This is a genomic window from Georgenia halophila, from assembly GCF_039541595.1.
On the sequence record NZ_BAABGN010000002.1, the window covers coordinates 67,109 to 88,912 of the forward strand.

General features: G+C 72.3%; 15 protein-coding genes. 9 read left to right on the forward strand and 6 right to left on the reverse strand.

Annotation, left to right across the window (positions count from 1 at the left end; translation table 11 throughout):
• Nucleotides 1-114 precede the first annotated feature (114 nt).
• Complete coding sequence (gene glgX / locus ABD907_RS01950) at nucleotides 115-2,421, forward strand: glycogen debranching protein GlgX (RefSeq protein ID WP_345214811.1); 2,307 nt, start codon at nucleotides 115-117, stop codon at nucleotides 2,419-2,421.
• Between the two features lie 143 nt (nucleotides 2,422-2,564).
• A complete protein-coding gene (gene trpS, locus ABD907_RS01955) occupies nucleotides 2,565-3,680 on the forward strand; it encodes a tryptophan--tRNA ligase (RefSeq protein ID WP_345214812.1) in 1,116 nt (371 codons plus the stop codon).
• A gap of 149 nt (nucleotides 3,681-3,829) precedes the next feature.
• Here trpS and glgP read toward each other — a convergent pair whose 3' ends face one another.
• Complete coding sequence (gene glgP, locus ABD907_RS01960) at nucleotides 3,830-6,424, reverse strand: alpha-glucan family phosphorylase (protein ID WP_345214813.1); 2,595 nt, start codon at nucleotides 6,422-6,424, stop codon at nucleotides 3,830-3,832.
• A 119-nt stretch (nucleotides 6,425-6,543) separates the two neighbouring features.
• Here glgP and ABD907_RS01965 point away from each other — a divergent pair, with 119 nt between their 5' ends.
• The 4 genes from ABD907_RS01965 (at nucleotide 6,544) to glgB (ending at nucleotide 14,435) form a co-directional block, all read left to right on the forward strand.
• Nucleotides 6,544-8,619: an alpha-1,4-glucan--maltose-1-phosphate maltosyltransferase gene (locus ABD907_RS01965; RefSeq protein WP_425555654.1), complete on the forward strand. Its 2,076-nt coding sequence runs from the start codon at nucleotides 6,544-6,546 to the stop codon at nucleotides 8,617-8,619.
• The gene (gene treS / locus ABD907_RS01970; RefSeq protein ID WP_425555655.1) at nucleotides 8,616-10,646 is read left to right on the forward strand and encodes a maltose alpha-D-glucosyltransferase; all 2,031 of its coding nucleotides are present in this window, start codon (nucleotides 8,616-8,618) and stop codon (nucleotides 10,644-10,646) included. Before ABD907_RS01965 ends, treS begins: the two co-directional genes overlap by 4 nt.
• Entirely contained in the window at nucleotides 10,646-12,124 is a 1,479-nt protein-coding gene (locus ABD907_RS01975; RefSeq protein ID WP_345214814.1) for a maltokinase N-terminal cap-like domain-containing protein, read from the forward strand. Before treS ends, ABD907_RS01975 begins: the two co-directional genes overlap by 1 nt.
• Nucleotides 12,125-12,224: 100 nt before the next feature.
• Nucleotides 12,225-14,435, forward strand: coding sequence for a 1,4-alpha-glucan branching protein GlgB (gene glgB / locus ABD907_RS01980; protein WP_345214815.1), 2,211 nt, complete (start codon nucleotides 12,225-12,227; stop codon nucleotides 14,433-14,435).
• Between the two features lie 63 nt (nucleotides 14,436-14,498).
• On the opposite strand, the gene ABD907_RS01985 is transcribed toward glgB, so the two are convergent.
• From ABD907_RS01985 to ABD907_RS01995, 3 genes are all read right to left on the reverse strand, one after another.
• A complete protein-coding gene (locus ABD907_RS01985) occupies nucleotides 14,499-15,467 on the reverse strand; it encodes a tetratricopeptide repeat protein (RefSeq protein ID WP_345214816.1) in 969 nt (322 codons plus the stop codon).
• 127 nt (nucleotides 15,468-15,594) lie between these two features.
• Complete coding sequence (locus ABD907_RS01990) at nucleotides 15,595-16,608, reverse strand: DUF8094 domain-containing protein (protein ID WP_345214817.1); 1,014 nt, start codon at nucleotides 16,606-16,608, stop codon at nucleotides 15,595-15,597.
• Nucleotides 16,605-17,864: a hypothetical protein gene (locus ABD907_RS01995; protein WP_345214818.1), complete on the reverse strand. Its 1,260-nt coding sequence runs from the start codon at nucleotides 17,862-17,864 to the stop codon at nucleotides 16,605-16,607. The genes ABD907_RS01990 and ABD907_RS01995 overlap by 4 nt, the downstream gene beginning before the upstream one ends.
• Before the next feature lie 254 nt (nucleotides 17,865-18,118).
• Between ABD907_RS01995 and ABD907_RS02000 the strand changes: the two genes are divergently transcribed.
• A complete protein-coding gene (locus tag ABD907_RS02000; RefSeq protein WP_345214819.1) occupies nucleotides 18,119-19,444 on the forward strand; it encodes a coiled-coil domain-containing protein in 1,326 nt (441 codons plus the stop codon).
• A gap of 10 nt (nucleotides 19,445-19,454) precedes the next feature.
• Here ABD907_RS02000 and ABD907_RS02005 read toward each other — a convergent pair whose 3' ends face one another.
• Entirely contained in the window at nucleotides 19,455-19,937 is a 483-nt protein-coding gene (locus ABD907_RS02005; RefSeq protein WP_345214820.1) for a GNAT family N-acetyltransferase, read from the reverse strand.
• Nucleotides 19,938-20,053: 116 nt separating this feature from the next.
• Here ABD907_RS02005 and ABD907_RS02010 point away from each other — a divergent pair, with 116 nt between their 5' ends.
• Entirely contained in the window at nucleotides 20,054-20,485 is a 432-nt protein-coding gene (locus ABD907_RS02010) for a hypothetical protein (RefSeq protein WP_345214821.1), read from the forward strand.
• Nucleotides 20,486-20,709: 224 nt separating this feature from the next.
• Nucleotides 20,710-20,949, forward strand: coding sequence for a hypothetical protein (locus ABD907_RS02015; RefSeq protein ID WP_345214822.1), 240 nt, complete (start codon nucleotides 20,710-20,712; stop codon nucleotides 20,947-20,949).
• A gap of 11 nt (nucleotides 20,950-20,960) precedes the next feature.
• Here ABD907_RS02015 and ABD907_RS02020 read toward each other — a convergent pair whose 3' ends face one another.
• Entirely contained in the window at nucleotides 20,961-21,767 is an 807-nt protein-coding gene (locus ABD907_RS02020; protein WP_345214823.1) for an alpha/beta fold hydrolase, read from the reverse strand.
• Between the last annotated feature and the right edge of the window lie 37 nt (nucleotides 21,768-21,804).

The following is a 21,804-nucleotide window of genomic DNA, read 5'->3' on the forward strand; positions in this document are numbered from 1 at the left end:
GGCGCCGTCGGCGCGGAATCGGGAGACGGACGTCCGAGGCGCGGCCATCCACGCGAGGTGAGATGTCGCGCAACGTGTCCAAGACGGCCCGGCTGCGCAGCGTCGTGGAGTTGAATGGGCAAAATGACCTACACCGCCGTCGAAGGCAGGACGTACGCCGACGTCCCCGCCGAGCCCGCCCGGTCACCCGCCGCGAACCCGCGGCGTCTCGGTGCGCACCTGGTGGGTGACGGCATCGACGTGGCCGTGCATGCCTCGCAGGCCGAGCGGGTGGACCTGTGCCTCCTCGACGAAGGCGGCGACGGGACCCCCACGGAGCGGCGGTTCTCCCTCTGCGGTCCGGTCGACGGGATCTGGCACGGGCACGTCCCGGGAGTCGGCGCGGGCCAGCGCTACGGGTTCCGCGTGCACGGGCGGTGGGACCCGGACGCCGGGCTGCTGCACAACCCGGCCAAGCTGCTCCTCGACCCGTACGCCCGCGCCCTGGCCGGCGCCGTGGAGCCGGCACCGGCGATCTACTCGCACGTGGTCGGCGACGACCTCGCGCCCCTGGACGGCCCCTGGCAGGCCGACGGCCGGGACTCGGCTCCGCACGTCCCTCACGGCGTCGTCGTCGACGACCGTTTCGACGCCGCCGTGCCCGGCCCGGGCACCCCGTGGGCGGACACGGTCCTCTACGAGGCCCACGTGCGCGGCCTGACGATGCGGCTGCCGGAGGTGCCGCCCGAGCTGCGCGGCACCTACGCCGGGCTCGCCCACCCGGCGACGGTGGCGCACCTGAAGGAGCTCGGCGTGACCGCCGTCGAGCTCCTCCCCGTCCACGCGAAGTTCCCGGAGCCGTTCCTCACCCAGAAGGGCCTGACGAACTACTGGGGCTACAACACGCTCGGCTACTTCGCGCCGGAGCCCAGCTACGCGACCAAGGCCGCGCAGCAGGCCGGGCCCGAGGCGGTGCTCGCCGAGGTCAAGGGCATGGTCGCGCTGCTGCACGCGGCCGGCCTCGAGGTGATCCTGGACGTCGTCTACAACCACACCTGCGAGGGCGGTGGTGACGGACCCACCCTCAGCTTCCGCGGCCTCGACAACACCGGCTATTACCTGCACGACGGCGCCGCCCCCGCCCGGCTCGTCGACGTCACCGGGTGCGGCAACTCGCTCGACTTCCGCCGCACCCGGGTGGTCCAGCTCACCCTGGACTCGCTGCGCTACTGGGCGAGCGAGGTCGGTGTGGACGGGTTCCGTTTCGACCTCGCCGTCACCCTCGGCCGCGACGCCGCCGACTTCAGCCCTCGCCACCCGTTCCTGGTGGCCATGGCCACCGACCCCGTGGTCGGCGCGACGAAGCTCATCACGGAGCCGTGGGACCTGGGACCCGCCGGTTGGCGCACCGGCCAGTTCCCCGCCCCGGCCGCCGACTGGAACGACAGATTCCGCAACACCGTCCGCCGCTACTGGCTCGCCGACCCGGCCACGGCGGCCAAGGGCGGCACCGGCAAGGACCTGCGCGAGCTCGCCACCCGGCTCGCCGGCAGTGCGGACCTGTTCTCGCACGGCGAGGTGCCCGGCGGTCGCGGTCCGCTGGCGTCGGTCAACTTCGTCACCGCGCACGACGGCTTCACGCTGGCCGACCTCGTCACGTACGACCACAAGCACAACGCCGCGAACCTCGAGGACAACCACGACGGCACGGACGACAACCGGTCCTGGAACCACGGCGTCGAAGGATCCGTCCCGCGTGACTCCCCCGCCGCGGAGATCGTGCCCGTGCGGCGCCGATCGATGCGCAACATGCTCGGCACGATGCTGGTCGCGGCCGGCACACCGATGCTCACCGCCGGCGACGAGATGGGGCGCACTCAGGGCGGCAACAACAACGCGTACTGCCAGGACAACGACATCTCCTGGCTGGACTGGAACCGGGACGGCTGGCACGCGGACCTGCTCGCCACCTCGACGTGCCTGCTGCGGCTGCGGCGCGAGCACCCGGTGCTGCGGCCCGAGGGGTTCTGCACCGGGCGTCCGGCCGGCGACGACACCGTCCCGGACCTGTCCTGGTACGACGAGACCGGCACGCCGATGACCCCGGAGGCATGGGCCGACCCGCACCGCCGGGTCCTGCAGATGCACCGTTCGGGCCGTCCGCTGGGCGACGTCGACGCCCTCGTGGTGCTCAACGGCTCGCTCGACGAGCAGACCGTGGTGCCGCCCATCGGTCGCGGCACGGGCTACGACCTCGTCTGGGACTCGGCCTGGGAGACGCCCGGCGACGGCCACGGCGCGAGCCTCGAGAACCCCGACGACTGGCCCGAGCAGTCCGACGGTGAGGACGGGAACGGCCAGCACGTCCCGCCGGAGCCGGGCTACGCCGTCGAGATGGAGTCCCTCAGCATGCGGATCTACCTGGCGCGGCCCTCCCGTTAGAGTTGTCCCCATGCAGCGCCCCCGCGTTCCCCGGTCCCGGCGGTGGCCGTCCTGACGACGGCCACACCGAGCGACCCGACGCCCCGGCCGTCCTTGCGCGGCGGCCGTCCGCCCGCGGGACGGCCCCGACCACCGAGGACCACATGACCGAGCAGCAGAACGCCGTGACCGACCTCGCGGAGTCCACCTCCGATGCCTCCCTCGAGCGCACCCGACGCCGGAGCGAGGAGATCGAGGACCAGATCGCCACGGACCCGGGCCGCTTCCGCGTCCTCACCGGCGACCGTCCCACCGGGAGCCTCCACGTCGGGCACTACTTCGGGTCGCTGCGCAACCGGGTGCGGCTCCAGCGCGCGGGCGTGGAGACGTTCGTGCTCGTCGCCGACTACCAGGTCATCACCGACCGGGACGGCGTCGGACCGATCCGCGAACGCGTGCTGTCCCTCATCGCCGACTACCTCGCCGTCGGTATCGACGCGGAGAGCGCCGGCACGATCTTCACCCACTCCGCCGTACCGGCGCTGAACCAGCTGATGCTGCCGTTCCTGTCGCTGGTCACCGACGCCGAGCTGCGCCGCAATCCCACCGTCAAGGCCGAGCTCGAGGCCACCGGCGACCGTCCGATGTCCGCGCTGCTCCTCACGTACCCCGTGCACCAGGCCGCGGACATCCTGTTCTGCAAGGCCAACCTCGTCCCGGTGGGCAAGGACCAGCTGCCGCACCTGGAGCAGTCCCGCGTGGTCGCCCGGCGGTTCGACGAGCGTTACGGCCGCGCCGGCGACGGATCGGTGCCGGTCTTCCCGCGACCGGACGCGCTGCTCTCGGAGGCGGCCAGCGTGCTCGGCACCGACGGGCAGAAGATGAGCAAGTCCCGCGGCAACACCATCGACATCGGCATGGACGCCGACACGACGGCGAAGCTGCTCAAGCGGGCCGTCACCGACAACGACCGGCACATCACCTACGACCCGGTGAACCGGCCCGAGGTCTCCAACCTCGTCCTGCTCGCCGCCCTGGCGAGCGACCGCCGGCCCGAGGACGTCGCCGCGGAGATCGGCGACGGCGGGGGCGGCACGCTCAAGAAGGTCGCCACCGAGGCCGTCAACGAGATGTTCGCGCCCATCCGTGCGCGGCGCGCCGAGCTGGCCGCCGACCCGGGCTACCTGCTCCAGGTGCTCCGGACCGGCAACGAGCGCGCCAACGCGATCGCGGAGTCCACGCTCGCCGAGGTTCGCGAGGCCATGCAGATGGTGTACTGAGCGCTCTCGACCGAACATCTGCCGGGACGACGTCGGGCGGCGCCAGGCGTCCACTCCGCCGCCGAGCGAGCGGCATGTCACTGGTTCCGTGAGATGTCACCCGCGCGGCCAGACGTCACCCGCTCGGCCAGATGTCACCTTCGGCGGGGCTACGAGGTGGAGGTGGCCAGGCCCAGCTCGGCGGGGGCCGCCAGCAGGGGGTGGCTCGGCACGACGCGGACCGTGTAGCCGAACGGGCCGGTGCCCTCGAGCACGCGGGACACGGAGAACGCGTACCGGCCGCCCTCGTAGGACTCCTTCAGGCGCAGCGGGAAGACGCGCACCTCGGTGAGGTTGTCCTGATCGTCGACACGGCCGCCGACGACCTGGACCTCGACGTCGTCGGGACACAGGTCGTGCAGCGAGACGTACGCCGTCACCTCCACCTGGTCCCCGACGTTGACGACGTCTCCGATGCCCTCGGACTCTACGTGGTCGACGTGCACGGACGGCCAGGCGGCGCGCACCCTGGCCTTCCACGTGGCCAGCTCCTGCGCGGCACCGTGGCTCGTGCCGTCGAGAGCGCGCGAGCTCGCCGCGACCGGGGTGTACAGCTCGGTGACGTACTCCTTGACCATGCGGGTCGCCTGCACCTTGGGGCCGAGGGTGCCCAGGGTGTGCCGGACCATCTCCATCCAGTGCCGCGGGACGCCGGCCTCGTCGCGCTCGTAGAAGCGCGGGACCACGGTGTTCTCGAGCAGGTCGTACAGCGCTGCCGCCTCGAGCCGGTCACGCTCGGTCTGGTCGTGGACGCCGTCGGCGGTGGGGATGGCCCAGCCGTTGCGCCCGTCGTACCACTCGTCCCACCAGCCGTCGAGGATCGAGAGGTTGAGGCCGCCGTTGAGCGCACACTTCATCCCCGACGTCCCCGACGCCTCCAGCGGACGCAACGGGTTGTTGAGCCAGACGTCACAGCCCGGCATGAGGCTCTGCGCCATCGCGATGTCGTAGTTCGGCAGGAAGACGATCCGGTCGCGCACGCGAGCGTCGTCGGCGAACTGCACGAGCCGCTGGATGAGCCCCGTGCCCTGCTCGTCGTCGGGGTGGGACTTGCCCGCGACCACGATCTGGATGGGCCGTTCCGGGTCCGTGAGGAGCCTCGTGAGCCGCTCGGGCTCGGAGAGCATGAGGGTCAGCCGCTTGTATGTCGGGACGCGGCGGGCGAAGCCGATGGTCAGGGCGTCCGGGTCGAGGACGTCGTCGGTCCAGCCGACCTCGGCCGGCGAGGCACCTCGGTCCAGCCAGGACCTGCGCACCCGGGCTCGGGCCTCGACGACGAGCTTCTCCCGGAGCCTGGCGCGCATGGCCCACAGCTCCTCGTCGGAGATCCCACCCTCCTCCGGCTGCAGCAGGAAGCCCTCGCCGGAGGTGATCTGCTCGGGACTCAGGCGCTCGCTGACCAGATCCGAGAACGACGGGTCGGTCCAGGTGGCGCCGTGGACACCGTTGGTGATCGAGGTGATCGGCACCTCGCTGACGTCGAAACCGGGCCAGAGCTGGTGGAACATCCCGCGGGAGACCTTGCCGTGCAGCTGTGCCACGCCGTTGGCCCGGCGGGCGGCCCGCAGGCCCATGATCGCCATGTTGAACACGGCCGGGTTGCCGCCCTCGAACTCCTCGGAGCCGAGCGCCAGCACCCGCTCCAGCGGAACGCCGTCGATCTCGGCGCCGCCGCCGAAGTACTCGGAGACCAGGTCGGTGCCGTAGCGACTGATGCCCGCGGGCACCGGCGTGTGCGTGGTGAAGACCGTGCCGGCCTTGACCGCCTCGAGCGCGGCCTCGAACGTCAGGCCCGCGTCCTGGACGAGCTCGCGGATCCGTTCGACCGACAGGAACCCCGCGTGCCCCTCGTTGCAGTGGTAGACCTGCGGCGCCGGGGTGGCGGTGATGCGGCAGTACTCCCGCACTGCCTTGACGCCGCCCATGCCGAGGAGGAGCTCCTGCCGGAGCCGGTGGTCGGCGCTGCCGCCGTAGAGCCGGTCGGTGACCCGCCGTGAGACGTCGTCGTTCTCGGCGATGTTGGAGTCCAGGAGCAGCAGCGGCACGCGGCCGACCTGCGCCACCCAGATCTGGGCGTGCAGCGTGCGCCCGGCGGGCAGCGCGAGGGAGACCCGTGCCGGGGTGGCGTCCTGTTCCCGCAGCAGGGTCAGCGGCAGGTTGTCGGGGTCGAGCAGCGGGTAGGTCTCGTGCTGCCAACCGTCCCGGGTCAGCGACTGCTTGAAGTAGCCGGCGCCGTACAGCAGCCCGACGCCGACGATGGGGACCCCGAGGTCGGAGGCCGACTTGAGGTGGTCGCCGGCGAGGATGCCGAGGCCGCCGGAGTACTGGGGCAGGACCGCGGTGACGCCGTACTCGGCCGAGAAGTAGGCGATGGTGTCCGGCTTGTCGGCGTGCTGCCCGTCCCCGTCCAGCTGCTGGTACCAGCGCGGCTCCGTCAGGTAGGTCCGCAGGTCGGCGTCGAGGCGCTCGACCTCACCCACCAGGCCCGGGTCCTGCGCCAGCTGCTCGAGCCGCTGCGGGCTCAGCGAACCGAGCAGCTCGACCGGGTCGCCGTGCACCCGCTCCCACAGCTCGGGGTCGAGCGAGGCGAACAGGTCCCGCGTCGGGGTGTGCCACGACCAGCGCAGGTTCAGCGCCAGCGTGTCGAGCGGGGCCAGCCTCTCGGGCAGAACGTTGCGGACGGTGAATCGGCGGATGGCTCTCACTCGAGCGAGTCTAGAGGCGCGCCCGGCGTGCCTCTTCCTCGTCCACGGATGCCTGGCGAGCCGGTCCCGCGACCCTCGAGAGACTGCAGCTCCCGCCCCGACCTGGTTAGGTTCTTCGTGTGACCTTCAGACGCGACCCCGCCCCCGCGCACGAGACCGTGTCACCGACACCGCGCCCGGCGCCGTTCGCACCCGTCGGACGGATCCCCGTGGTCGAGGTGTCACCCGTCGTCGAGGACGGCCGCTGGCCGGCCAAGGGAACCGTCGGCGAGGCGTTCCCCGTCCGCGCCACGGTCTTCCGGGAGGGGCACGACGCCGTCGCCGCCACCGCCGTCCTCGTGGCCCCGGACGGCACCGACCACTCCTCGGCCCCGATGGCGGACATCGCCCCGGGGCTGGACCGGTACGAGGCCTGGCTGTGCCCGGACGCGCCCGGCGCGTGGGCGTTCCGCGTGGAGGGCTGGTCCGACCCTTACGGCACCTGGTCCCACGACGCGGCCATCAAGGTGGCCGCCGAGGTGGACACCGAGCTCATGCTCGCCGAGGGCGCGATCGTCATCGAACGAGCGCTGCGCGGGCCGTCCGCTCCCCCCATGCCCGAGGAGGCGGCACAGATCCTGGCCGACGCCGTGCAGGCGCTGCGGGACACCAACCGGCCCGCACCGGCCCGGCTCGCCGCGGCCACCAGCACCGAGGTCCGCGGCGTGCTCGCCGCCCACCCGTTGCGTGAGCACGTCTCGCCGTCGGCCACCTACCCGCTCGCGGTGGACCGCGAACGCGCGCTGTACGGCTCCTGGTACGAGATCTTCCCGCGCTCCGAGGGCGCCCACCGCGACCCGGAGACGGGCGAGTGGAGCACCGGGACGCTGCGCACGGCCGCCGAGCGGCTCCCGGCCATCGCGGACATGGGCTTCGACGTCGTCTACCTCACGCCGGTCCACCCGATCGGTACGACGAACCGTAAGGGCCGCAACAACACGCTCGAGGCGGGCCCGGACGACCCGGGCTCGCCGTACGGCATCGGCGGGCCCGAGGGCGGGCACGACGCCATCCATCCCGAGCTGGGTACGTTCGAGGACTTCGACGCGTTCGTGGCCAGGGCTCGCGAGCTGGGGATGGAGGTGGCCCTGGACGTCGCGCTGCAGACCTCCCCCGACCACCCGTGGGTGAGCGAGCACCCGGAGTGGTTCACCACCCGGGCGGACGGTTCGATCGCGTACGCCGAGAACCCGCCGAAGAAGTACCAGGACATCTACCCGTTGAACTTCGACAACGACCCGGAGGGCATCTACGTCGCCGTCCGCGACGTCCTCCAGGTGTGGGTCGACCACGGCGTGACGGCCTTCCGCGTCGACAACCCGCACACCAAGCCCCTGAACTTCTGGCAGCGCCTGCTCACCGATTTCCGCGAGCGCCACCCGGACGTGCTCTTCCTCTCCGAGGCCTTCACCCGGCCGGCGATGATGCGCACCCTGGGCGCGATCGGCTTCCACCAGTCGTACACGTACTTCACGTGGCGCACGACCAAGGAGGAGGTCGGCGAGTACCTCACCGAGCTCGCCACCGAGACCGACGCGCACCTGCGCCCGAGCTTCTGGCCGACGACGCACGACATCCTGACGCCCTACATGCAGCAGGGCGGCCGGGCGGCCTTCGCGATCCGCGCCGTCCTGGCCGCCACCGGCTCACCCTCCTGGGGCGTCTACGCCGGGTACGAGCTCGTCGAGAACGTCGCCCGCCCCGGTGCCGAGGAGCAGATCGACAACGAGAAGTACGAGTACAAGGAGCGCGACTGGTCGCGTGCGGCTCAGCTCGGCATCGCGGACCTGCTGCGCACCCTCAACCGGGTGCGCCGCGAGCACCCGGCGCTGCAACGGCTGCGGAACGTCCACGTCCACCCGACCACCGACGACGCCATCCTCTGCTTCTCGAAACGCGTCCTGCCCGAGCACTGCCCGAACGGCGTCGAGGACACAGTCATCGTCGTGGTCAACCTCGACCCGTACACCACCCGGGACGGGCTGGTGCACCTCGACCTGAGCGCGCTCGGCCTGACGGAGGGCGGCGCGGACGTGCCGGTCATGGAGGTCCACGACGAACTGAGCGGCGAGACGTACTACTGGGGTGGCCATCCCTACGTCCGGCTCGACCCGCACGGCGTCTGTGCGCACGTGCTGTCCGTGAGGGCCCTGTGAGTACCGTGCACCCGCCGTCGGGGGCGGCACCGGAGCCACCGGCGGGCGCCCTGCCGCCGCGCGTCGAGCCGGTCAGACACCTCGGCGCGGACCACCCGGGCATCGGTGAGGACCCCGACTGGTACCGCACCGCGGTGTTCTACGAGGTGCTGCTGCGCGCCTTCCACGACTCCGACGGCTCCGGCATCGGCGACCTGCGCGGGCTGATCGACCGGCTCGACTACCTGCAGTGGCTGGGCATCGACTGCCTCTGGGTGCCGCCCTTCTACCCCTCCCCGCTCCGCGACGGCGGCTACGACGTCTCCGACTACACCTCGGTGGACGAGAAGTACGGCACGCTCGAGGACTTCACCGAGCTGATGGAGGAGGCGCACGCCCGGGGCATCCGGATCATCGTCGATCTGGTGATGAACCACACCTCGGACCAGCACCCCTGGTTCCAGGCGTCCCGGTTCAACCCGGACGGCCCGTACGGCGACTTCTACGTCTGGTCCGACACCACGGAGCTCTACCAGGACGCCCGCATCATCTTCGTCGACACCGAGACGTCCAACTGGGCCTTCGACCCGGTGCGGCGGCAGTACTACTGGCACCGGTTCTTCTCGCACCAGCCCGACCTGAACTTCGAGAACCCAGACGTGCGCGAGGCGATGTATGAGGTCGTCCGGTTCTGGTGCCGCGCGGGGGTGGACGGCTTCCGGCTCGACGCCGTGCCGTACCTCTTCGAGGAGGAGGGCACCAACTGCGAGAACCTGCCGCGCACCCACGCCTTCCTCGCGGACCTCCGCGCGATGATGGAGCGGGAGTTCCCCGGCACGATCATGCTGGCCGAGGCCAACCAGTGGCCCGAGGAGGTCGTGGAGTACTACGGCACCGAGGACCGTCCCGAGTGCCACATGTGCTTCCACTTCCCCGTCATGCCGCGGCTCTACTACGCGTTGCGCGAGCAGCGGGCCAGCGCCGTGCGCGAGATCCTCGCCGACACTCCCGACATCCCGGCCGGGGCGCAGTGGGGCACGTTCCTGCGCAACCACGACGAGCTGACGCTGGAGATGGTCTCCACCGAGGAGCGCGCCGCCATGTACGGCTGGTACGCCGAGGACCCGCGCATGCGCGCCAACGTCGGCATCCGCCGTCGTCTCGCGCCGCTGCTGGGCAACTCGCGGGCGGAGATCGAGCTCGCCCACGCCATGCTGCTGTCCCTGCCGGGCACGCCGACCCTGTACTACGGGGACGAGATCGGCATGGGCGACAACATCTGGCTGCCCGACCGCGACGCCGTGCGTACGCCCATGCAGTGGACGCCGGACCGCAACTCCGGCTTCTCCACCTCCGACCCGGGGAAGCTGTACCTGCCCGTCGTGCAGTCGCTGGTCAACCACTACGCGGCGATCAACGTCGAGGCCCAGCTGGCCCAGCCGACGTCGCTGCTGCACTGGGTGCGCGGCATCCTCGACGTCCGGCGCCGTCACCCGGTCTTCGGCGACGGCGACTTCGTGCCCGTGGAGGCCGACAACGACGCCGTGCTCGCCTTCACCCGCAGCAACGACACCGAGACGATGCTGTGCCTGATGAACCTGGCGAACACCCCACGTGCGGCAACGATCCGGATACCGCGGCACGCCCGCCGCAACCTCACCGACGTCTTCGGCGGCGCCCGCTTCCCCTCGGTCGGCCGTGACGGCACGGTGTCGGTCACGCTGGGCTCGCGCGACTTCTTCTGGTTGCTCGTCTCCAGCCCCGAGGGGACCGAGGAGGCACCGCTGAGCGGCATCCCGGCGGAGGTGCTGCCCGAGGAGGAGCCGGAGGCGGCGCCGACGGGCGAGGTGCACGCGGTGAGCCCGGCACACCCGGCGCCGGACAGCCACGCCCGGCCGAGCACCTACGTCGTCCCGACGTCGTCCTCGGCGCCACGCGCACCCTCGTTCCCGACGACGTACGCCGACCCGGCCCCCGAGGTGCCGGCCGCGCCGTGGGGCCCGGACGCCGACCGGTCCGGGCCCACCCCGGAGGAGACGGAGGACTGATGGCGGCACTCGACCCACCGTTGGCGGAGCTCCTCCCCCGTTGGCTGGCGCGGCAGCGCTGGTACACCGGCAAGGGCAGCGAGCCCCGGCTGCGACAGGTCGGCGTGCTCCGGGTGCCCGGCCCCTCGGAGGGCGACCTCCCTGTCGACGGTGCTGTCGACCCCGCCGTCGACAGCGCTGCGGGCGGCCTCGTCGGCATCGAGGACCTCCTCGTCCTCGACGAGTCGCCGCGCACGCCGGTGCTGTACCAGGTGCCGCTGGCCTACCGCGACGCGCCGCTCGAGGGCGCCGCTCCGGAAGCGCTGGTGGCCACGGCCGAGCACAGCGACCTCGGCACGCTCTGGATCTACGACGCATGCCACGACCCGGCGGGCGCCGCGGCGCTGCTGCGCGCCCTCACCGAGGAGCTCGAGCTGACCGGCGAAGGCCTGCACGACGGCGGCCCGCAAGACAGCAGCCGGGCCCACGGTCACCGCACCGGCCTGCTGCCGGCCCTGCGGGTGCTCCGTGCCCGCGTGCTCGGCGGCGAGCAGTCCAACACCTCCGTCGTCATCGACACGGTCGACGCGACCACGACGGCCGAGGGCGCCGTCCGCCCCGTCATCCTCAAGGTCTTCCGCGTCCTGCACGCCGGAGACAACCCAGACGTCGAGGTCCAGCAGGCCCTGGCGCTCGCCGGGGCGGACCGTGTGCCCCAGCCGGTCGGCGACCTCCTGGGCCAGTGGCCCGGCCCCGACGGACAGCAGGTCAACGGTCACCTCGCGCTCGCCCAGGAGTTCCTGCCCGGCTCCCCGGACGCCTGGCGCGTCACCCGCGGGGCGCTGGAGCGTGGGGAGGATCCGGCGGACAGGGCACGCGCCCTCGGTGAGGCGACGGCGGAGGTCCACACCACCCTGGCCGTCGTCCTGCCGACGGCGGAACCCGACGTCGACGCCCGCGGACGGCTCATGACGTCCTGGGGCGCCCGGCAGGCCGAGGCCCTCCTCCGCGTCCCCGCCCTGCGGCAGCGTGACGACGAGATCAGGGCGGTCTTCACGGCCGCCGTGGACGCCGACTGGCCCCGGCTGCAGCGCATCCACGGCGACTACCACCTCGGCCAGGTCCTGGACGTCCCGGGCCGCGGCTGGGTGCTGCTGGATTTCGAGGGCGAGCCGCTGCGCCCGCTCGCCGAGCGGATCCTGCCGGACCTGCCCGAGCGCGACGTCGCCGGGATGCTGCGGTCCTACGACTACGCCGCCGCGTCGGTGGCCCTTGCCGGCGGCCTCGACGCCGAGACCGCGAACGCCTGGGCCACCCGTGCCCGTGAGGCGTTCCTCGACGGGTACACCCACCTGGCGCGCAGCGACCCGCGCGAGCAGCCCGCCCTGCTGCGCGCCCTCGAGCTCGACAAGGCCCTGTACGAGGTGGCCTACGAGGCGAGCAACCGGCCCGACTGGCTGCCGGTGCCGCTGCGCGGCATCGAACGGATCCTCGCGTGAGACCCGCCGCTCCTTCGGACGGGCACGCCGCCTCGCGGTCGGACATCCTCTCCACGTGCGTCGACGGCCCGCGTGGGGCAAGGATGGGAGAGTGAGCAGCATGGACGAAACTCCGGCCCCGGTCGACCCTGGCCTGCTGCACGAGGTCGCCCTCGGCCGCCACCACGACCCGCACGCCGTGCTCGGCGCGCATCCCGGCCCGGCCGGCGTCACGATCCGGACGGCACGGCACCTGGCCGACGCGGTCACCGTCGTCACGGCGGACGGCACCCACGACGCGGTGCACGAGCAGGACGGCGTATGGGTCGCCGTCGTGCCGGGTACCGAGGTGCCCGACTACCGGCTGCGCGTGACCTACGGCGAGCGCACCGTCGACACCGACGACCCGTACCGGTTCCTGCCGACCGTGGGCGAGATGGACCAGTACCTCATCGGCGAGGGCCGCCACGAGGAGCTGTGGAAGGCGCTCGGCGCCCACGTGCACCGCTACCCCAGCGCCCTCGGTGAGGTCGAGGGCGTCGGCTTCGCCGTGTGGGCGCCCGACGCACGGGCCGTTCGGGTCGTCGGCGACTTCAACTCCTGGGACGGCAGCGGCACGTCGATGCGGGTGCTGGGGTCCACCGGCGTGTGGGAGCTCTTCGTCCCTGGCATCGGCGCCGGCGAGCGCTACAAGTTCGAGATCGGGTACCGCGACGGCAGCTGGCACCAGAAGGCCGACCCGATGGCCCGGCGCACCGAGGTGCCGCCGTCGACCGCCTCCGTGGTGGACGAGTCCACGTACACGTGGGGTGACGACGCGTGGCTGTCACAGCGCGCCGCCAACGACCCGCACACCGGCCCGATGAGCCTCTACGAGGTGCACCTCGGCTCCTGGCGGCCAGGGCTGAGCTACCTCGAGCTCGCCGACGAGCTCATCGAGCACGTCCGCTCGCACAACTTCACCCACGTCGAGCTCATGCCGGTGGCCGAGCACCCGTTCGGCGGGTCCTGGGGCTACCAGGTCACCTCGTACTACGCGCCGACGAGCCGCTTCGGCACCCCCGACGAGTTCCGCCACCTGGTCGACCGGCTGCACCAGGAAGGCATCGGGGTGCTCGTCGACTGGGTGCCCGCCCACTTCCCGAAGGACGCCTGGGCGCTGGCCCGGTTCGACGGCACCGCCCTGTACGAGGACCCCGACCCGCTGCGCGGTGAGCACGAGGAGTGGGGCACGTACGTCTTCAACTTCGGTCGGCACGAGGTCCGCAACTTCCTCGTCGCCAACGCCCTGTACTGGCTCGAGGAGTTCCACATCGACGGGCTGCGCGTGGACGCGGTCGCCTCGATGCTCTATCTGGACTACTCGCGCAAGGCCGGCGAGTGGCGGCCCAACGCCCGCGGCGGCCGGGAGAACCTCGAGGCCATCAGCCTCCTGCAGGAGACCAACGCGACGGCGTACCGCAAGGTGCCGGGCATCGTCATGGTCGCCGAGGAGTCGACGGCGTTCCCGGGGGTGACGGCCCCGACGTCGGTGGGCGGCCTGGGCTTCGGCCTGAAGTGGAACATGGGGTGGATGAACGACACCCTCCGCTACCTCGCGGAGGAGCCGATCAACCGCCGCTACCACCATGGCGAGCTGACGTTCTCGCTGGTGTACGCGTTCTCGGAGCAGTTCGTGCTGCCGTTGAGCCACGACGAGGTGGTGCACGGCAAGGGTTCGCTGCTGCGGAAGCTGCCGGGCGACCGGTGGCAGCAGCTGGCCGGCGTGCGGGCGCTCCTGGCGTACCAGTGGTCGCACCCGGGCAAGCAGCTGCTGTTCATGGGTCAGGAGTTCGCTCAGGAGGCCGAGTGGAGCGAGGCCCGCGGGCTGGACTGGTGGCACCTGGACGACGCCGGGCACGCGGGCGTCTCCCGGCTCGTGGCGCGGCTCAACGAGATCTACCGCGCCCGGCCGGCGCTCTGGTCCGACGACTTCTCGCACGACGGGTTCGCCTGGATCGAGGCGGGCGACGGCGACCACAACATGCTCAGCTACCTGAGGCGGCAGAAGCCCGTCGACGACGGAGGTAGCGGCAGTGGCAGCGCGCCGGACGTGGTCGCCTGCGCCGTCAACTTCGCCGGCTCCCCGCACGAGGACTACCGGATCGGCCTGCCGCAGAGCGGGACCTGGCTGGAGGCCCTCAACACCGACGCCGAGGAGTACGGCGGTTCCGGCGTCGGGAATCTCGGCCGGGTCGTGGCCGAGGACTCACCGTGGCACGGTTATCCCGCGTCGGCGACCCTGCGGGTGCCGCCCATGGGGGCCGTCTGGCTGGTCCCCGAGCACCCGTAACCCGCCCGAGTACCCCGTAACCCGCCGAGGACATCGCCGGGACGGCTTGGTACAGCGCGCTGGTCAGTACAGCGCGCTGGCGAGCGCCCGGCGGGCCGGGCCGACCTCGGGATTCGTCGGTCCGGCGATCTCGAAGAGCTCGACCAGCCGCACGCGGGCCCTGTCCCGGTCCTCCCCGGCTGTGGCACCCACGACCGCGAGCAGCCGCTCGAAGGCCGCGCCGAACTGGCCGGTGGTCGCCTCGACGTCGGCGGCCGAGAGCTGGACCTCGAGGTCGCTCGGTGCCGCCTCGGCGGCGGAGGCCAGCACCTCGTCGGGGTCACGGGCCTCGACCCGGCGGATGAGCTGGACCTGCAGGAGCGCGGCGTGCGCCTCGCCGTCGGCGGGGTTCTGCTTGAGGGCCTTGGTGTAGGCCTCCTCGGCGGCGGCGAGGTCGCCGCTCTCGATGGCGGCCATCGCCTCGGCGTGCAGCGGCGGCAGCGGTGGCTCCTCGGGCTCCTGCTCGGCTCCCTCGGCAGGCTCGCCGGAGGGCTGCAGCACACCGGTCACGCCGGACTGCGCCGCGAGCTTCAGGACCTCGTCGAGGACCTGGCGGAGCTGGTCCTCGGGGTAGGCGCCCTGGAACAGCGGGACGGGACGGCCACCGACGACGGCGACCACGGTCGGCAGGGACTCCACCTGGAAGGCCCCGGCGACCTGTGCGTTGTTGTCCGCGTCGATGTTGGCGAGCTGGAACCTTCCGCCGTACTCGCGGGCCAGCTTCTCCAGCACGGGGGTGAGCTCGGCGGAGGCGGCCGAGCGCGCGGAGGTGAGATTGACCAGCACCGGCACCTGGGAGGAGCGCTGGACGAGGTCCCCGAACGTGGCCTCGGTGACGTCGATGACGAGCTCACCGGGCACGCTGGCGCCGGCGGGGGCCCCGGGCCCCGCGCCGGGCGCACCGCCGTTCCCGGCCTGGCCGGGGCGGCTCTGGGCGAGCGCCGAGAGGTCGACGGCGCCATGGAGGTTCATACCGGACGTGGGCTGGCTCATCCCTGGTGGTCCCTGATCTCGGTTTCGGTTGGTCGGTCCGGGGGAAACCCTACGCCGCTCGCGGCGCGAGGGGCGCGACGTAGGGGTGCCGGCGGTGCTCGGGAGCGGCCCCAGCCTCAGAGCTCTGCTACTCCGGCGCGGCCTCGTCGTCGCGGTTGACCTCTGTGAGGACGCTCGTCGCGCCGATGGGCCTGATCGTCTCGTCCTCGGCTCCGGCCGGCGGCACGTAGAACGCCACCGTGACGTCGGAGACGCCGGAGACCGTCCCGACCACCTCGTCGTCGTCCAGGAGCGCCGCGATGTTGCCACCTGCGGTGAGCTCGCTCTCCGGGACGGTGCGGCTCATCGTCAGCGTAGAGCGCAGCTCGCCGAGGACGATGGCGCCGCCGTCGGCCGTGGCGAGCGACAGCGGGCCGTCGTCGGCGACCTCGGCCTCGACCGACGCCGAGCCGGCGGCCTCGATGGCGTCGTCCAGCTCCTGGGTGGTCGATCGCGAGGTGTCCTTGTACGGGTCGTCCGCGAAGGCGTCGGCGTGCTCGCTGTCGTTGTCGTTCAGGGTCTGGGCGTACCGGGCGACGACCTCTTCCGGCGTGGCCACGAGTCCCTCCGCATCCGGCGGCACGGCGGCGGAGCCCGTCTCCGGCCGTGCCATGGGTGGCACCTCGATGCCCGGAAAGAGGGTGACCCAGCCCCAGAGCGAGTAGGGATCGCGCGGGTTCTGCTGAGTCAGACCGAGCAGCAGCGGCAGGTTCTCACCCTCCGGGATCTCGGTGACCACCATCGCCGGTCGTGGCCAGCCCTCGGCAGCGGCGACCGCAGCGACCTGCGGGGCCGTGACGATGGGCTGCGGGGAGAAGTCACCGTCGGTGGCCCGGGCGAGCCGGTACTCGGCGGCGCGCATGTCCTGCGCGGGGCTGATGATCCGGGGGCCGAGAAGCTCGGCGTCCCTGGCCTCGTCCGCCTCGGCCAGGGTGGCGTCGATCTCGGACAGGATGTCCTCGAGCCGCGCGCTGTCCAGGGCGGGCGGCGGGGTCTCGGGGGCCGCCTCGGGCTGCGGCTGCGGCAGCTCGGTGGTGCAGCCGGCGAGGAGCCCGGCGGAGATCGCGAGGGTCAGCCCGGCGAGGGCGCGGCGTGCACTCATCGCTGCTCCTTCCCTTCGTCGTCGGCCGGGCCTTCGTCGGTGCTCGTCTCGCTGGAGGTGCCGAAGCCCCACATGGCGCGCCAGCCGGAGGCCGGTGCCGTCGGCGTGGCGTCGTCGGCGCGGGCTCCTTCGTCGGCGCCCGCAGTGCCTTCGTGAGCGGCAGTGCCTTCATGGTCGGTACTACCTTGGTGATCGAGCTCGGCCTGGCATCGCGCGTCGTCGGAGGCATCGCCGTCCGACCGTTGGTCGGGGTCCCGTGCGGTCCGGAGCTCGGCGGCACGCGGAGACGCCGGCAGGATGCCGGCGCCTCGAGCGGTGCCGGCCTCGTCGACCGCCCGGGTCGTCGTGTCCGTCGTCGAGGTGTCGTCCAGCGCCGCGGCGGCCGTCGCCTCGGGTGAGGCGTCACGGCGGCTACGGCGGCTGCGGCGGCCGTGCTCGCGCCGGGTGTCTTCGGAGCCGACGGCGGTGATCACGGCGGTCTCGTCGGCGCGGGCGTCCACGGTCGCGGCCCTGCGGCTGACCCGTCGGTCGGCGCGGATCTGGAGGATGAGCAGCCCGATGCCCAAGAGCATCAGTACAGCACCCGCGATGATGCCCGGCACGAGCCACGGCGTGCGTACCTCGACCGGCCAGGTGAGGGAGACCTCGGGGGCGGGGCCCGCGCCGTCGGTTGCGGCGAGCAGGCTCCAACGGCCCTCCTGGTCGGTCCACTGCATCTCGGCGGATCCCGTGCCGGTCTGCTCGGCGACCCAGAGGTCGGAGCCGGCGGGGTTCGGGACGGTCGTCTCCCCTTCGGAAGACTCCCCTTCGCCGTCGTTCCCGGTTGACTCCTCGGTGGACCCCTCCGTCGGCGAGGTTGCCTCCGTAGCCTGTTCGGTGCCCTCGCCGGTCGGGCTGGCCTCGTCCGTGGCTTCGGGGCTCTCGGCGCCCGAAGTGCCCACCTCGAGCTGTTCCCAAGAGGCCAGGCCGGTGATGCGCTGGTGCGCGGCCTCGCCGACCCAGGCGTCGACGTCGGCGCTCCGGCCGATGGCCAGGGTCACGGGCTGGTCGTCACCCGCCGTCGCGCGGATGGTGACCTCGGGCGCCACGGCGTCGAGCACGCCCGGGTCGGAGACGACCACGGGAGCGTCCGGACGGGAGGGCAGCGAGAGCGTTGCAGTGTCCGTCGGGCGCCAGATGGTCGCGGAGGCGATCGCCGCCAGGACGGCGACGAGCCCCAGGACGATCAGCGCGACGGAGATGATCCGTCGTGTCACGTGAGTGGGTGTCCTCCCGTCGGGATGCCCGAAACGGCATCGTCAGCACGTCACAATACGTATCTCGATCAAGCGGTGTGCCCCGTCGTGCGCCATTTCACTCCGGTGCTGGGGCGCCTCACAAGGGTAGCCGGACCAGCGTCGACGCTGTCTGGACGGCACCTGGACGCCGTCTGGGACGTGTCACCGTTTCTGCTGGCACCGCGGGCCGACTACGGTTTGTCGAGGTAACACGAGCGTCAGGAGCCCCGGAGATGAACCAGCCCGCCGACCACGACGACCGCCCGGCCTTCCCGGTGGTCATCCGCGGGTACGACCGCGCCCAGGTGGACCAGCGACTGCACGCCCTCGAGACAGCCCTTGCGGACGCCCGGAACAAGGTGGGTGCGCTCGACGCGCGCCTCCTGAAGGTCTCGGGCGAGCTCTCGGAGGCGCAGCTGCACCTGAAGGAGAACGAGCGGCCCAGCTACGCGGGTCTCGGTTCGCGCGTCGAGCGGTTGCTGCGCTCGGCCGAGGAGCAGGCCTTCGACGTCGTCTCGCGTGCGAACGCCGACGCCGAGCGGATCGTGACACGAGCGGAGCAGGCCGCCCGTTCGCTGACGCAGCAGGCGGAGCAGGAGGCCGGGACGCTGCTCGCCGACGCGCGCCGCGAGGCCGAGCAGGTCACCCGGACCGCCAACGAGACAGCACAGACCAGCGAGGACAACGCACGGCGCCGCGCGGAGGAACTTGTCGGTTCGGCGGAGCGAGAGGCCGAGCGCCTGCGCATCGGGATCGAGACCGAGGTGTCGGAGAAGCGGGCCGGGGTCGAGCGGGAGGTCGGGCTCGCCCGGGCGCTGGCCGAGAAGGAGGTCGCCGAGCTGCGGCTGCGCACGGAGAACGAGGTCGTCCAGCTGCGCGCCGAGGCGGAGCAGGCGGCCAAGGAGGCTCACGACGAGGCGGTCGCGAAGACGGCCGCGGTCGTCCAGGACACCGAGCGTCGGGCCGGGGAGGCCGAACGGCGCCTCGCCGAGGCCGTCGAGCGCACCGAGAAGATGGTGCTCGAGGCGGACCGGGCGGCCCGGACCCGGCGCGAGGAGGCGGAGTCCGAGGCCGCGCGCACCCTCAATGACGCCCGCGGCGAGGCCGCACGTCTGCGGACCGAGGCCGAGTCGGCCGCCGACTCGGCCCGGGCCACCGCGGCCCGGCAGGTGGAGGAGCTGACCAAGCAGCGCGAGTCGATCTCGTCCTACCTGGACGACATGCGGACCCTGCTCGCGAACCGGGAGGGCGAGACGCCGCCGCCCGCGCCACCGGCCGATGACCTTCCGGTCTCGTCCGGGGCCGGGGTGGACGGGCCGGTCAACACTGCGACCGCTGCGGAGGACGAGTCGACCGCACCCGGCCCGGTCTCAGCCGAGGTGGCCTCGGCCGAACCGACCTCACCAGCGCCGAAGGGTCAGGCGACCCCCGCGGAGCCCGAGCGCGCAGGCTCCGCCGAGCCGACGTCGAAGCCTGCGGGCGACGACGGCGAGCACCAGAGGTCCGACGCCGGCGAGGGCACCGCACCCACGGACGAGGCCCCGCGACCCAAGCGCTGAGGCCGAGCCGTCACCGGAGCATGCGGACCTCGGTGAGGTGACCGTCGACGGCCGGGCGCCGGGCGCCATCGAGCTCGAATCCGTGCTGCCGATAGAAGCCGATCGCTTCCTCGCTGTCCTCGACCACCCACAGCAGGCAGGGCGCGTCCCCGACTGCGAGCTCGAGCAGGTGGGTGCCTGTACGCCTGCCGTGCTCGGCGGCGAGCACGAAGAGGTACTTCAGCTCGAGCGAGCGGATCTTGCCGGCGCCGGTAGCCACCGCCTGGGCGACCCCCACCGCCTCGCCGTCACGCTCGGCGAGCCACGTGGCGGGGCCGTCCGGGTCGGCCAGCGTGGCCTCCCACTCCCCCGGCCAACGCACCGCCCGATCCGTGTAGACCTCCTCCGGAACACGGTCACCGAAGGTCTCGCGCCAGGCCTGGAGGTGCACCGCGGCCACCGCGGCGGTGTCGAGCACGGTGGCAGGGCGGATCGGGGCGTTCCTGGTCGGCATACGCCCAGCCTAGATCGGCCATCACGGGGCACTCGACCGTGGTGGGCTGCCTGACCGGCTGCCACGTTTCCCGACGCAGCGGTTCAGGGTCGGCCGGACGGCCGTAGGCTGGCAGCGTGAACGGTACGCAGTCCTGGGCGGAGCGGCGCCGGGAGGACGCCGCGGCAAAGGCCGAGCTGCTGGATCGCCGGCGCCGGGCCGAGAACGAGCGTGCGCGCGCCATGCTGACCGCCTTCGTCGCCGCCGCGGAACGGTCCGGGCCCGAACCGGAACCCCTGCGGCTGCAGGACTACAACGGTCGTGGCACGGCCCGGACCGACGTCAGCGGCTGGTACCTGCGCCGCGACCGCACCGTGGCGGTCGGTACCGACGGTCAGTTCTACATCCTCACCGGCAAGCTGAGCCTGGCGGACCGGCTCCGCGGCGCCGAGGTCGCACCGTCGGATCCCCCGCTGGTGATCGGTGCCTCCGGCAAGGACGGCGACTCGATCGCGCTCGACGTCGCGCTCGATCGGGTGCAGCCGGCCTGGCGCAGCTCCACGGGCTGAGGGCCCGCAGTACGCAGGCGCGCTGCCCGAGATCCGCACGTCCACGAATCCAAAGACCGCACGCCCACCTACCTCCGGACGGAACCGGTCGCGGCTGTGGACGGCTCAGCTCTGTCGGTGTAGGAAGGACAGGTCGAGCAAGGGCCCCGGCCGGATGCTCGACGGCCGCTCGTCCGTCAGCTGACGAACACGAACGGCCCTATCCCGAGGAGGTGGCGAGCTCGATGTTCGCACTGAACGCGACCGAGGTCATGGTGGTCGTCCTCTGGATTCTCGGAGTCGCCGCCGCTCTTGCTGCGTGGCCCATGACGTCGAACCTTCTGCAGCGCATCGCCCTGATATTCGTGGCGATCGCCGTGCCCGTCGTCGGGTCCGCCGCGGTGATGGCCATCGTCCTCGTCATGGGCCTGCGCGGTCGTGGGCGGCGCCATCCTGCCGGTCCGCGAACGTCGGTGTCGCCCTGAGTCTCAGCCGTTCAGCGGCAGCGCATGTACAGCGACCGCAGCGCCGTCGCCACCTCGCGGGGCTCCTCCACCGCGCTGAGATGACCGGCGCGCGGGACGACGACGAGCTCGCCGTCGTGCAGGGCGTGCTCCATCGCCTCGGCGTCGTCCATGCTGCTGCTGGCATCGTCGGTTCCGCGTAGCACCAGGCCGGGCACCTCGAGACGCTCGAGAACCGCCAGCCGATCGGGTCGGGCCGCCATGGCCCGCTGCGCCCACGAGACGCCGTTCGGAGGGGCCGTGGCCAACCAGTCCCTGACCGTCGCGACGACGTCCGGACGCTCGCGGTGCGTTCTCGGGCTGAGCACCGCGTCGACCATGGGTGCCACGGCGCGAGAACCCATCGCTCCCACGGCCTGATCGGCGACGCGGATGCGGTTCGCCCGCGCCTCCGGCCCGTCCGTACCCGCCTTGGTGTCGAGTAGCCCGATCCCGGCGAGCAGGCCGGGGTGGCGTTCCGCCACCTCGAGGGCGGCGTACCCGCCCATGGACAGGCCGGCCACCACGGCGCGGTCGACGCCGGCGTCGGTGAGCGTCAGGGCGATCGCCTCGGCGTAGGTCTTCAGCGACGGCGCCACGGGACAGCCCAGCTCGTCGGCGAGCTCGCGGGGCGACGGCGAGTCACCGAAGCCGGGCGCGTCGAGCGTCACGACGCGGATGTCGTCGAGCTCGCTGATGACGTCCTGCCACATGCGGGAGTCGAGCGGGAAGGCGTGCAGCAGGACCAGTGGAAGCCCGTCGGAGGGTCCAAATGTCTCCAGCGACAACCGCACACTCATGCGACGAGGATGGCACGGCCTGCAGCAGTATGCACGG